We start from the raw sequence: 13,148 nt of genomic DNA, 5'->3' as shown, positions 1-13,148 counted from the left end.
GGCGGGTAATATGAGTACGGGCGAGTGCTTCTGAGAGTTGCATAAAAAATCCGATGACATGAGGTCATCGGATTTTGATCTTTTCAGCGAGATCGTCAAGCGATCTGTCTTAACTGATCGGCATTAGACCTAGGGTCTCCTTTTTTATTAGGGCTTTTCTTTTGCTGATGATTAAGCTAGGGAGGCTTTTAGTTGTAATTGGTAGGTTGTGACAATGTAAAACTCTTATATAAGCATGTGGTTACATGATGCAGCGCACATTTTACCCTTGAGTATATTGATAAAGTTACTTTGCATAAGATTGTGTTGCTTATTACTCAATCCTTAGCTAAGTTAAATCGAGTCGTGCTATTTATATTGGTTGCAAGATGGAAGTCACCCCTGACAAGAATTTCCACTGTCAATCACCATTGGAGGATACAATTGTGAGCAAAAAACTATTAAGTGTGCTTTTCGGGGCAAGTCTTGCAGCGCTAGCGCTGTCGCCAACCGCATTTGCCGCGGATCAAAAATTATCTGACTTCCACGCTGAATCTGGTGGTTGTGAAAGCTGTCATAAAGATGGTACGCCATCTGCTGATGGTGCCTATGAGTTTGAACAATGCCAAAGCTGCCATGGTAAGCTTTCTGAAATGGACGCAGTACATAAGCCACACGATGGTAATTTAGTCTGTGCTGACTGCCATGCGCCACACGATATGAACGTAGGTCAAAAACCTACCTGTGAAAGCTGTCACGACGATGGCCGTACTCCTGCATCTATTCTGAAGAAGTAAGTTTGACTTCAGATTGAGCTTGATAAAACGCCAGCAAATGCTGGCGTTTTTTATGCTCATTGAGTTGACCTCATTCGTCCTTCGGTTGTCCTTGAATAAGCTTTTTGCCTGAAAACATGGCTGAGATAATGCCAGGTTGGCGTTTGACTTCGGTGTAGATTACGGCAAAAACATGCAGCATGATCAACAGTATCAATAAATACACTGCATACACATGTACCTCTCCTACAAGACCTTTTATGGGTTTTATCACGTTAGCTTTATCGGTATCGACGCCCGTAGCATCGTAGGGTTGTAGGCTACTCGGATCAACATTGGTGGCCGCAAGGTACTGTTGGACTGCACTTCCCAGGGGTGGATAGTAAATATCGGTACCGGCGCGGATCAGCCCAGTAATCATAATTGTGACTAATAAGAGCATGATAGCGAGTACGGCGAATTTCCCCTTAGGATTGTGGCCTAGATACTGGGGATTTTTACCCGCGGCAAGTTCTGCTTTATAGGTTTGTAACTCGGCCTTGCTATTGGCATTGGGGAACATATGGCTAAAGCGGGCGTATTTATTGCCCATAAAACCCCACACTAAGCGGATCAGTAAATTAATCGCAAAGCCATAGCCAATGATGACGTGCAGGGTCTTAAGCCCGATTTTACCGGAGAGTTCGGTTATACCTAAGTCGCTGCGAAACATCATTATACCGCCCACGATAAGCAGGGAGAGTACGAGGATGACATTAATCCAGTGGAACAGACGCGTAGGTCTGTCCCAGACGGGGTAGGATTGTATTTCAATAGGGCTTGGTTGCTGGCTGGACATGGTATTTCCTTATGTTTTGTATTGATTTGATCTTACGCCTTTCTGTTAAAAATAGCGCATTATTTTCAGTTTAAATTAAGCCTTTTGCTTGACAATGATTTGTCCTAAAGTTGTAGAAGTTTTTGATTTGCGTACGGTAAATATTTTTTACGTAAGTCTTTTGAATCTGTTTTATCTAATGCTAATATCGTGTGCACGATAGACTTGGAAGTCTATTGAACGGATGTTGAAGTGGTATTGAGAGATGTTTCTCCTCTCAAAATAAATAATCGTTAACCAGACAGGGAGTGAGCAGGATGTTCAAAATATTACATTGGATTGTAGTGTCAAGATCGCAAGTTCTGATGGAATTGCTTGCAGGCCGCTGGCCGCAGGAGTTTCTGGTGAAGCTGTCGCAAGTCAGTCCAGATGAAATGTGCGATCAAATCAAAGATAACCAAGCCTCTATGGTGGTGATTGACCTTTCCACCGTCGATCTTCAAAAAGCCTATCAATTTCAACGCTTGCTTGCCCGTGAACACCCGAGTGTGCGAGTCGTCTACATTCAATTCCCTAAACAGGTTGATGCCCGTTTTTTAATGCAAGCCTCGACTACGGCAGGGGTGTTTTATCTGGATGCAGGACTGACTGAAATCAGCCTTGGCCTGTCTAACATCCTGCGTGGACACAGAGTGATCCCCATCCAATTGGTGAATGGGGTAAATGATGACTTTGGATTGTTCGAAGACACTGAGCCATTAACCATCCGTGAGCGCGAAGTGTTACAAGCCCTGCTGTCTGGTAGCACTAACCTCGATATCGCGAATCAATTATTTGTGAGTGAGAGCACCATTAAGACTCACTTGTACCGTGTGTTCCGTAAGATTGGTGTGTCAAGCCGTGGGCAAGCCATTGCATGGGCGCAAACCTACTTACACGATGTGGTGGTGTAACGCGTTGTTGATGGGGCCGCGAAGCCAATATTCAATTGAACAACTTAAGAATCAAATAAAAAGGGGCAATCGTCGATACGATTGCCCCTTTTGTGCTTTATGGGTTAAGGACTATTGCATTAAAAACTAATGCATTAAAAATTAGTGCATTAAAGGCTAATAGATTAAAGATCAACGACCTAACCAAGCCTGCAGTTTGTCTTTATCTGTGATACTTAAGGCAACCGTATCCTTAGGCGCCTCTGCAATAATCAGTTCTCCTGTCATCAGTTCATCGCGTCTAAACCAATGCAGGCTTAAGCGTTGTCCGAGTGGGTATTGTTGAAGCTGCGCTTCAAATTGGGCTGTTACCTGTAGATTATCCGCCGCAATTAAGATGTCTCCGGCACTTAAGCCCGCAAGGTGCGCAGGGCTGCCTTGGGCGACAGTGGTTACTTTAAGGCCGATTGGTGCGGCTTGCGTCTTAGCGCCAAAGGCAATCTCATACCCTTTGGCCGAGCCACCGCCGACATCCTGCGCGCCTTGGCTCGCTCTCAGTGTAAATTCAACGCCAAACTCGGCCAGTAGTGGTGCCAGCGGGATATCGTCGGTATTGTCTAAATAGGCGAAGAGATCTTGGCAATCACGCCCCAATAAGCGTTCAACAATCCTTTGATGGCTTTCATCTGTGGTGCCGCGATTTTGCAGGGCATATTCCTGCCACAGAATGGTCATTAGATCGTCGAGATTGTATTTTCCTTGAGTCTCGCTTCTGAGGGTTAAATCCAGATACAGGGCAAACAGTGCGCCCTTAGTGTAATAACTGATAATGGCGTTTTGGGCGTTTTCATCCTGTTTGTAGAACTTAGTCCAAGCGTTAAAGCTCGAGTCCTTAATGCTTTGTTTAAAGCGGCCTTGACTGCGGTATACCCGGGTAAAGGTTTCGCTCAGCATATCTAAGTAGCTTTGCTCATCGACTAAGCCTGCGCGATAGGTGAGGAAATCATCATAATAGGAGGTGATGCCCTCATAGGCCCACAGCTGCGGCGTATAGGTTTCCGCCCCGAGTTGATAGGGTAAGAAGCATTCAGGCTTGATGCGCTTGACGTTCCAGCTGTGGAAATATTCATGGCTACAGAGCGATAAATAGGTGCGGTAGTCATTATTGATCGGCGCATCCATCGACAGCGGTAAATCCTTGCGCGAGCACATGAGTGCTGTCGATGCTCGATGTTCCAAACCACCAAAGCCATTGTCGAGTACTGTCGTCATAAACAGATAACGCTCAAAGGGCGCTGGCGTGCCAAACAGCTTGATTTGATACTCGCAAATCGCCTTTAAATCTTGGCAGAGTCTAGGCATGTGAGCGCGGTGGCGACCGTTTAGTACGATATCGTGTCTTACGCCGCAGGCTTCAAAACTGGCGTGGGTGAATAGGCCCATCTCAACTGGATGATCGATAAGTTCGTCATAGCTTTGCGCGCAAAACTCACCAAAGGCAAATTCATCACCGTTTTTGCGTGTCATGCTGGTGGCAAGGCGCCATTCATTTAGGCTCGGCTCGGTCGGCGCCACCATCGTCACTGTGTGTAAGCCTGCCTCAAAGCCATGAGCGGCTAAAAATACACTGCTGCCGTTAAAGAAACCGTGGGTCATATCCAGATGCGCGGTGCGTACCGACAGGTCCCAAGCATAAACTTGATAGGTTAAGGCCAGTTGGGTGGACTGATGTTCGACCGACCAGGTTTGTTTATCCAGTTGAGTGAGGTGGAGCGTCTCACCATTATCGCCAGTGGCTTTAAGGTCGATAATATTCTTAGCAAAATCCCGCACCATATAACTGCCGGGAAGCCACGCGGGCAGGCTAAAAACTTGCTTAGGGTGAGGCTTTTGTACCGTCATGGTAACGGCGAACAAGTGCGCCTTGGGATCGACGGGCATGATGTGATAGTGGATCATAATTTATCCTGTAAAACCGCTGCGTTTTAATGGGTGTCATGCTGCCAAAAATGCGCACAACAGGCAAATGAAACGCAAAATATCTGGAGACACAAAGTGTTGAATTGCTAGTATACTATCCCAATTAACCCAAGGAGGACTCCCCATGGCCGAAGAAACCATTTTCAGCAAAATTATCCGCCGCGAAATTCCCGCCGACATTCTGTATCAAGACGAGCTGGTGACTGCTTTTAGAGACATCTCGCCAAAGGCGCCAACCCATATTCTGATTGTGCCGAATCATTTGATCCCAACCGCAAATGATATGAAAGCCTCGGATGAACCAGCACTCGGCCGGATGATGACTGTGGCAGCCAAACTGGCAGCAGAGGCGGGGATTGCCAAAGACGGTTATCGTTTGATCATGAACTGCAATAAACATGGCGGACAGGAAGTGTACCATATCCACATTCATCTCGTCGGCGGAGAGCCACTGGGACCTATGTTGAGCCAAGGTCAATGAAGGTAAATCCTGAGTTTTTTCCGCTGACTCAAATGGCGCAGCGGTTTGTCGATCAGCTCGCCCAGTGCCGTCGCTTAGGGTTAACCGTGCTCGAAGCCAGTGAGCACCATGTACTGATTGAGTTGCCCTACAGCACTGAGTTAATTGGTTATCCCGATACTGGCGTTATCCACGGCGGGGTGATCACCACCCTGATGGACACCGCCTGTGGCAGCGCGGTGGTGAGTGCTATTTTTCAAAAATATCAATCCTTAGAGATTTCGCCCACCCTCGACTTACGCGTCGATTATATGAAGCCCGCGCAGCCCCATAAATCGGTTTATGGCTTTGCCGAGTGCTATAAATTGTCATCCAATATCGCCTTTACCCGCGCCATCGCCTATCAGGACAGCATTGATGATCCTATCGCCCATGCGGTGGGCTCCTTTATGCGTATCAGCCCTGAAATGGTGGGCGATGCCTTTAGGCAAGCCTTGATGGGAGAAGCCGTGCCGTCTTTAGGAGAGACAGATGAACTCAAATAAGCCGACCGAGCCGAAAACTCTCGATGTGCAGGGGATTGTAAAACGCGCTACCGAGTTGAACGACTTTGGTCATCTGCTCGAACATGTGCCTTATGCTAAATTTATTGGCATGAAGGTCGAGCGCTTTGGCGACGAGCTGATTTTCAAACTCCCCGCTAAGGATGACAATATCGGTAATCCCATCCTGCCCGCGATTCATGGTGGGGTAATTGCTGGTTTTATGGAAATGTCAGCCATAGTGCAATTAATGGTGTTTATGCAAACGGCAAAAGTGCCAAAAGTGGTCGATTTCTCGATTGATTACCTGCGAGCAGGCCTGCATAAGGACAGTTTTGCCGAATGTCGTATCACCCGTCAGGGGCGACGGGTCGCCAACGTGAATATCAATTGTTGGCAAACCAATCGTAAGCAGTTGATCGCAACCGCAAGGGCGCACTTTTTAATCGATTAATCGCGAGGGCGGGGCAGGATGAGCACGTTTTGCCGATGACTATGTTAAGCATAAGTTCAGCTGGCGTCGCGTAGTGTCATTGCCCATCCGTTGTTCGGCACCTAGGTTTTTGTGAGTGAGGGAAAACAAAATGAAAGCAATTTACAGTGGATTAATCTTGGCTGCAGCACTGACACTCGGTGCCTGTACTAATACGGCGGGCATTTCGGTGAACTCACTGGGAGAAACCCGCGTCGATAGCAAAAGTTTTGCCCGTGATATCAGTGTTGAAGGGGTTGAGGCACGCCGTGTTGGCGATCTTATCCAAGGTTCGGCGTTGATTGTCAGCAAGTCCTCAAGCGATATGCGAGTGCAATACAAGTTCACTTGGTACGACGCCAGCGGCTTTACCATCGAAGATGAAGCCACCAGTTGGAAATCGGTGAAATTACACGGTAAACAACAGCTACAAGTGTCTGCCGTGGCCCCAAATGCGCAAGTGGTAAAATTTGACGTTTATGTGCGCGAGACCCATTCAAACTAGATTGGTGTTTGTTTTAGTAGAGTCTGTGCCGGGTTCTCTATATTTAAAAAGACTTACTCTTTTGGGAGTAAGTCTTTTTATTTGTATCAAATACAATGTGTTAAATGAGATTTTGTTATTAAGTTTTATGATGCTAAGTGTAAACGTTGCGATAAATCATCCACTTTTAACAAAAAAGGGGGATTACAACAGAAGATCCGGACTTTAGTCCTAAAAATATTTCGCGGTTGAGCACTACTATCTGCATATTACCACATGAGGATAGATCTATGACGGCTCATATTAATGCGCAACCTACTGATTTTGCAGAAACTGTTATTATGCCCGGCGATCCGCTGCGGGCTAAATATATAGCAGAAACCTATCTTACCGATGCCGTAGAAGTGACTAACGTTCGCAATATGTTGGGTTACACAGGTTATTACCAAGGGCAACGCATTTCGGTGATGGGACATGGTATGGGTATTTCATCTATGGTGCTCTATGGCCATGAGTTGATTAATTTTTTCGGCGTTAAACGTATTATTCGTATCGGCAGTTTAGGGGCGACCCAACAGCATGTCGAAATGCGCGATGTGATTTTAGCTCAAGCCGCTGGTACGGATTCCCCAACGAATGCTAAACGCAGCAGTGGCTACCAAATGGCGACCTCAGCCACCTTTTCCTTACTGCACAAAGCCTATACCAAAGCCAATGAAAAAGGCATTAGCGTGAAAGTTGGCAACGTATTTAGTGGCGATCTTTATTATGATCCCGACGAAGATATGATCCCGGCGCTTGAGCGTTTCGGGGTGTTAGGTATTGATATGGAAGTGGCAGGACTTTATGGCTTGGCACACCAACAGGGAATTGAATCCTTAGCGATTCTGACGGTATCTGACCACTGTTTAACCGGTGAAGAAACCACGGCGCAAGAGCGTCAATTATCCTTTAATAATATGATCGAGCTCGCCTTAGAAACCGCGCTTAATTAGGGTTAACGCTATCCTTTGTACCCTTAGCATTTCACTGATGGAATGACAAAATGAATAATAAAATCACCTTAACCGCAATTAGTTTTCTCGCTAATTTTATAATGGCGGGCTTTGCCACTCAATTTGGGATGCTGATTGAACCCATAGCGGATAAATTTGCAGCAAATGTGAATGACGTTGCTTCAATATTCTCCTTGCTTAATGGCGGCGCACTGGCGGGGACTATTGCCGCTTTTTTCTTTATTGAAAAATTGGGTATCAAGCGAATTACCTTAATTAGTTACAGCCTAGTGGCATTGTGTGCTGTCGCGTTACATCTTACCACTTCGCTACAAGTGGTGATGATAGCCATGACCTTGATTGGTTTTTGCGGCGGTGTGGGGCTATGTATTGCGGGTACGATAGTGGTATCAGTGTGGCAAGAGAAATTACAAAGCACCATGCTCGTCGTGCAAGATGCCACATTTAATATTGCAGGGGTTATTTTCCCTTTAATTACAACTTACGCACTCACAAGTTCATTGTCATGGAGTTACAGTTACTTAGCCGTAGGTTTAGTCGCGTTAGGAACCGTGATTATTACTTTGTTCACTAATTTTTCGCTATGTGAGCAATCATCGAATACGGAAGATAAGCAACAATCTGAATGGAATTTCGGCATTATTAGCGGTGGCATTGGGTTATTTTTAGGCATGTTGGCGCTGTATACGTTTTTAACCTGGGCCCCTTTATTTGTTAAGCAAAAATTTGATATTCCATTTGAAGATGCGGGCAATATTATTACTCAATATTGGTCAGCTGCACTGATTGGTGCGTTAATTTCGACGCTGATTGTGACTCGGGTAAAAATCCACCATTTTTTAGTCACAATTATCGGCCTGGCTATGGTCATCACCTTTATGATTGTGACGACCGATAAGCTTAATTGGATCGGTTATTTAACCTATGGTTATGGCTTTGTGTGCGCAGCTCTTTACAACGCATTTATTGCTTATGGTGTGTCTTTTGTTAAAAAGGCGAGCAGTAAAAATGTGTCTTATATTCTGATCAGCGGCAGCACGGGGGCGATGTTTAGTCCCGCCATTAGCTCATTCTTTGAACGTATTATTGGATTGCAAACGGTGATGTATGTTATCCCGCTACTTTATGTTGCGATATTTATCATGCTGATTGTTTCAGGCCGAATGAAACCTGCTGCGGCCTAAAGTTCATTTGCGACGTTAATTGATTTGGCCCACTCTTGCGAATGAATAACCTCGAGAGTGGGCTTTTTTAATTTGGTTATATCGCAGCTTCAACAAATTGTTTAAGGGCATTGAGATCTTTAATCCTTATGCCTTCTTTATTGCGTTCAATCAGGCCACGTTCTTCAAGCAACTGTAGTGCCCGTCGGTAAACGCGATCGGTTGTACCAAATCGCTCCGCTTCTAAATAACGCTTACTAAAGCCATCAACGGGTAAATCATTTAAATATTCGTGGTAAATATCATATGCCACGTTATAGCTGATGGGATACAGCAGGCGCCGGGTAAAAATATCGACGGTGTCTTGGTAGTCAATGGCAATGGCGCTGGCAAAAAATAACGCTAGCTGTGGATGTTGCCCAAGGGAGTACTGCAGTTTTTCGGCACTAATGACCATGATTTCTAAGGCTTCATTAGCAATAATATCCAACTGGCAGTGATACTGAGTAAAAAACTCCATTTCACCAAAGAGTTGCGAATCACAATCGATAGTCCCCAATTGAAAACATCGACCATTTCTGGCGGTATGGCCAAGCGACACGCGCCCTTGTTTTACCAACACCAGTGAGGTCATGGCTTCACCTTGTGTCATTAGATGGGCGCCTTTTTTAAGCATTTTAACTTCGCTGATACAGCTGAGTATCACCGCTTCAATAAGGGGATAGTCTTGCTCCCATCGCTGGCTATAACGTCCTTTGGCTAACGGTTTTAGCTGCATTGAGTATGATCCTCTTATCCTATGTAAAATGGCGGCCTTCTATAACATTATCGTGATAAACGGTCAAATGGGCCAAAGGAGTTGACTGGCGATTTTAGGCATTGGGATTGCGGGCGTTTGGCATAAGATTTTTAACATTGTGTAGAAAGACAAGGTTTTAGTGATATTTAAGGATATCGCCGGCACAAGTGTGTCTACTTTATTATTTTCGTCATGTATACTAAGCGCCGCCAAGGGGTGTTTGCCAACATTCGGCAGACTGAGATGTCATCAGACGAACCCTTAGAACCTGATCCGGCTAATACCGGCGTAGGAATGGGCCAATCAACAGCACACTTCTGAATCGCTTATTCGTTGCCGGATCTCAAACATGTATTTGAGGTCCTATGTCTAACAAAAAGTCTAACAACCAATCTTCAGTCTTCACGATATCGTTAACTCGTGCACCATTAGCGCTGGCCGTCTCTGCGGCGTTAAGTGCGTCGGCATGGGCGCAAACCGATGCTATCGACAAACCTGATCCCAATAATGATATGGAAATCATGGTGGTTACGGCGGATTTTCGCAGTGCCAGTTTAGAAAAAATGCCATCAAGCATTACCGTTATCGATGCCCAGCAAATTCAAGATGAAAGCGCCCAGCACTTTGAAGATGTGATGAACTCCATCGCCAACTTTAACTGGTCAGGTGGTAGTTCTCGCCCCAAGTATTTTCAGATCCGTGGCGTGGGTGAGCAGGAGCAATATCAAGGCGCACCTAACTCATCCGTTGGTTATATTGTTGATGATATTGATTTATCCGGTATCGGCATGGTGTCGAGCATGTACGATCTGCAACAGGTCGAAGTGTTACGCGGCCCGCAGGGGACCCGTTATGGCGCCAATGCGTTAGCGGGCTTAATTTACCTTAAGAGTAATGACCCAACCGATGTGTTTGAACATGGCGCCGAGGTTTCTTTAGGTAATGACGATCTACAAACCTTCAGTGGTTTTAGCTCAGGGCCGTTAACCGATTCAGGCAAATTGTTGTACCGCGTGTCGTTGCAGCAACATCAGCAAAACGGTTATCGCGACAATATCTATTTAAATAAAGAAGATACCAATGGCCGCGATGAATTTACTGGCCGCGCTAAATTGCGCTGGTATGCCACCGATGATCTGCAACTCGATTTAACCCTGCTGCATGCCGATTTTGATAACGGTTATGATGTCTGGAGTTTGACCAACGATCCGACAAACACCCTATCTGATCAACCGGGTGTCGATAGCCAGCGCACCACCGGCGCAGGTTTTAAAGCGACATATTCGGGGGCAGAGCAGTTTGAGTTGACCTCGCTGACCTCATTTGCCAATACCGATCATCATTATAGTTACGATGGTGATTGGGCCAATTCTGAGTATTGGGCATCTAAACAATGTGAAGAGGGCGGTAATGTATCGCCTTGTCAGTACGATTACTTCTGGGACAAAACCGGTCAGCGTAAAACCTTATCCCAAGAGTTCCGTTTAAGCTCGACCGACCAAGGCCGTATTTTTGCTGGCTCAACCGACTGGTTACTTGGGGTTTATGCGATGAACCTTAAAGAAGATAACCAACTGTATTCTGAATATAATACTTGGCCTGATGAGGTGTTAGATTCCGAATATGAAGCAACCAATTACGCCGTATTTGGTCAGCTGGATACGGATTTAGGCGCCGATTATGCCTTGTCTATGGGGCTGCGTGTTGAGCGTCGCAATAGCCATTATTCAGACACCAATAATGATAATTTTGACCCGAGTGAAACCATGTGGGGCGGCCATATTGCGCTGAGTAAAGTGCTCAATGAGTCCCACAATGTCTACGCCCGTGTGGCGCGAGGTTACAAGGCGGGCGGTTTCAACATGACTTTGCCAGTCGAACTCAATGATAAAAAAGAGTTTGATACCGAAACCTTATACAACTACGAAATAGGTTTAAAATCCCATTGGTTTGAAGGGCTTATCGATACTAATCTGGCACTGTTCTATATGGATAGACAGGATCAGCAAGTGGCGGCTTCCCAGCAAGATCCTAATAAGCCACAACGGTTTATTCTCTACACTGAAAATGCGGGTAGCTCAAACAACTACGGTGCCGAGCTGGATGCAACTTGGTATGCCACGGATAATCTCCAGTTTTACTCAAGCCTTGGTTGGTTACAGACTGCTTACGGTAATTACCAATATCAAGATAAATACGGTACTGATGTAGATTTAACGGGGCGCGATCTGGCCCATTCACCGCACTTAACCTATAGCCTAGGCGGCACCTATCGTGCGAACTCGGGTTGGTTTGCCAACTTGAATATGAGTGGTAAGAGCGAGTTTTACTACTCAGACAGTAACGATTCGCGTTCCGAACCATATACTGTTGTGAATGCGCGTTTAGGTTATGAGGCAAGTGCGTGGTCAGCATATTTATGGGGCCGCAACCTATTTGATGAAGAATATGGCGTTCGTGGCTTCTATTTTGGTAATGAGCCTGATAATGGCTGGGCGGAAAAACAATATATCCGCTACGGCGACCCACGCCAAATTGGGGTAACACTGAACGTTAAGTTTATGTAGTACCCAAGCTAGCCGCGCTGTGGAGAGAGACTTGAGGCTTCATGCTATACCTTTTCACGGTGCGGCTATTTTTATAATAAGTATTTGAAATAAGGATTGAAGATGAAACTGACCGCCGAAATTAGCATGTATCCCTTTAATGAAAACTACCTCGATCCAATTAAATGGTTTATTCATCGTTTAGACAGTTATCCAACGATTCAACGTGTTACCAATGCGATGGCGACCCAAGTGTGCGGCGACTATTCGGACGTGATGGCGATGCTGGCCACCGAAATGCAAGCCGCCCATGAGAAGTGGGGCAAAGCCGTGTTTGTGTGTAAGTTTATTGGTGGCGAGCTAAATTTAGCCCACAGCGAGTAACGCCTTTAATGAGCTAAGCCACTGCGCGATATCAGTGGTTAAGCTAAGGCTCGCTCACTCAGTTACGGCTCAAGCCTACAGGTTTTTAGAATGCGATTTATCGTGAGAGTAAGGCAATGACAGATTTATGGTTAACGCTAGTCAATAGTGTTAATGCCGCCCTTGGGGAAGTCCATGTGATGACCGCGTGGGAAGCACTTGCTGTGGTATTAGCCATGGCGTATTTGCTACTGGCTATGAAGGCAAGCGTATGGTGCTGGGCGGCGGCATTTACCAGCACGGCCATTTACACTGTGTTGTTTTGGAAAGTAGCATTGCTGATGGAGTCGATGCTCAATATCTATTATATGGGCATGGCACTTTATGGATATTGGCTCTGGACTCAAGGTGGTGATAAACATCAAGGTGTTAAGGTGACCACTTGGCCGCTGAAAACACATTTAAAGTTGATTGCTGCAACGACGCTAGTCTCCCTTGGTATTGGTCATGGTATGGCGACCTTTACTCAAGCTTCTTTTCCTTATCTCGATGCTGCGACCACCTGTTTTGCGGTGATGACCACCTATTTAGTCGCCAAAAAAGTGTTGGAGAACTGGCTGTATTGGGTCGTTATCGATCTGGTGTCGATTTACCTCTACTTGAGTAAAGGCCTTATGCTGACCTCATTATTATTTGTGCTTTATGTGGGGTTAGCTGTTGTGGGCTATTTCCTATGGCGCACCGCACTGGCCGAGAGTCGTCTCAATCTTAATGGCGAACGTGCCGCTAAGTTACTTGGTTAAGTGATGACAAATACTG

14 protein-coding genes and 1 riboswitch are annotated in these 13,148 nt (G+C 45.8%); of the genes, 11 read left to right on the top strand and 3 right to left on the bottom strand.

Features of this window, described 5'->3' with window-relative positions:
- Nucleotides 1-425 precede the first annotated feature (425 nt).
- Nucleotides 426-776 (top strand): tetraheme c-type cytochrome CctA, encoded by a 351-nt coding sequence (gene cctA / locus IEY09_RS14255; protein ID WP_037419470.1) that lies wholly within the window; start codon nt 426-428, stop codon nt 774-776.
- 70 nt (nt 777-846) lie between these two features.
- On the opposite strand, the gene IEY09_RS14250 is transcribed toward cctA, so the two are convergent.
- Nucleotides 847-1,593, bottom strand: a complete 747-nt coding sequence (locus IEY09_RS14250) for a cytochrome b/b6 domain-containing protein (protein WP_037427475.1) — start codon at nt 1,591-1,593, stop codon at nt 847-849.
- 296 nt (nt 1,594-1,889) lie between these two features.
- Here IEY09_RS14250 and IEY09_RS14245 point away from each other — a divergent pair, with 296 nt between their 5' ends.
- Complete coding sequence (locus IEY09_RS14245) at nt 1,890-2,525, top strand: LuxR C-terminal-related transcriptional regulator (RefSeq protein WP_011717426.1); 636 nt, start codon at nt 1,890-1,892, stop codon at nt 2,523-2,525.
- Nucleotides 2,526-2,696: 171 nt separating this feature from the next.
- Here the strand turns inward: IEY09_RS14245 and IEY09_RS14240 are convergent, their stop codons facing one another.
- Nucleotides 2,697-4,463 carry a M61 family metallopeptidase gene (locus IEY09_RS14240; RefSeq protein WP_188871561.1) on the bottom strand — a complete coding sequence of 589 codons (1,767 nt, stop codon included), beginning with the start codon at nt 4,461-4,463 and terminating at the stop codon, nt 2,697-2,699.
- Between the two features lie 145 nt (nt 4,464-4,608).
- On the opposite strand from IEY09_RS14240, the gene hinT reads away from it, so the two are divergent.
- The 6 genes from hinT to tsgA all read left to right on the top strand — a co-directional run bounded on the left by hinT (nt 4,609) and on the right by tsgA (nt 8,642).
- Nucleotides 4,609-4,965: a purine nucleoside phosphoramidase gene (gene hinT / locus IEY09_RS14235; protein ID WP_011623075.1), complete on the top strand. Its 357-nt coding sequence runs from the start codon at nt 4,609-4,611 to the stop codon at nt 4,963-4,965.
- A complete protein-coding gene (locus IEY09_RS14230) occupies nt 4,962-5,489 on the top strand; it encodes a PaaI family thioesterase (protein WP_099458255.1) in 528 nt (175 codons plus the stop codon). The genes hinT and IEY09_RS14230 overlap by 4 nt, the downstream gene beginning before the upstream one ends.
- Nucleotides 5,476-5,940, top strand: a complete 465-nt coding sequence (locus IEY09_RS14225) for a PaaI family thioesterase (protein ID WP_133178148.1) — start codon at nt 5,476-5,478, stop codon at nt 5,938-5,940. The genes IEY09_RS14230 and IEY09_RS14225 overlap by 14 nt, the downstream gene beginning before the upstream one ends.
- 130 nt (nt 5,941-6,070) lie before the next feature.
- Nucleotides 6,071-6,463, top strand: a complete 393-nt coding sequence (locus IEY09_RS14220; RefSeq protein ID WP_037419484.1) for a YcfL family putative periplasmic lipoprotein — start codon at nt 6,071-6,073, stop codon at nt 6,461-6,463.
- Between the two features lie 269 nt (nt 6,464-6,732).
- The gene (gene deoD / locus IEY09_RS14215; protein ID WP_037427467.1) at nt 6,733-7,437 is read left to right on the top strand and encodes a purine-nucleoside phosphorylase; all 705 of its coding nucleotides are present in this window, start codon (nt 6,733-6,735) and stop codon (nt 7,435-7,437) included.
- A gap of 50 nt (nt 7,438-7,487) precedes the next feature.
- The gene (gene tsgA / locus IEY09_RS14210) at nt 7,488-8,642 is read left to right on the top strand and encodes an MFS transporter TsgA (protein ID WP_188871559.1); all 1,155 of its coding nucleotides are present in this window, start codon (nt 7,488-7,490) and stop codon (nt 8,640-8,642) included.
- 76 nt (nt 8,643-8,718) lie between these two features.
- On the opposite strand, the gene IEY09_RS14205 is transcribed toward tsgA, so the two are convergent.
- Complete coding sequence (locus IEY09_RS14205; protein ID WP_188871557.1) at nt 8,719-9,399, bottom strand: Crp/Fnr family transcriptional regulator; 681 nt, start codon at nt 9,397-9,399, stop codon at nt 8,719-8,721.
- Between the two features lie 223 nt (nt 9,400-9,622).
- Nucleotides 9,623-9,732: riboswitch (TPP riboswitch) on the top strand.
- Nucleotides 9,733-9,785: 53 nt separating this feature from the next.
- Between IEY09_RS14205 and IEY09_RS14200 the strand changes: the two genes are divergently transcribed.
- The 3 genes from IEY09_RS14200 (at nt 9,786) to pnuC (ending at nt 13,132) form a co-directional block, all read left to right on the top strand.
- On the top strand, nt 9,786-11,987 hold the full coding sequence (locus IEY09_RS14200) for a TonB-dependent receptor (RefSeq protein ID WP_188871555.1): 2,202 nt from the start codon (nt 9,786-9,788) through the stop codon (nt 11,985-11,987).
- 102 nt (nt 11,988-12,089) lie between these two features.
- A complete protein-coding gene (locus tag IEY09_RS14195) occupies nt 12,090-12,350 on the top strand; it encodes a hypothetical protein (RefSeq protein WP_037427460.1) in 261 nt (86 codons plus the stop codon).
- 116 nt (nt 12,351-12,466) lie between these two features.
- Nucleotides 12,467-13,132 (top strand): nicotinamide riboside transporter PnuC, encoded by a 666-nt coding sequence (pnuC, locus tag IEY09_RS14190; RefSeq protein ID WP_011072658.1) that lies wholly within the window; start codon nt 12,467-12,469, stop codon nt 13,130-13,132.
- The last annotated feature ends 16 nt before the right edge of the window (nt 13,133-13,148 follow it).

Source organism: Shewanella xiamenensis (assembly GCF_014647135.1).
GTDB classification, from domain to species: Bacteria; Pseudomonadota; Gammaproteobacteria; order Enterobacterales; family Shewanellaceae; genus Shewanella; species Shewanella xiamenensis.
This window is presented reverse-complemented; position numbering and strand designations above follow the sequence as displayed.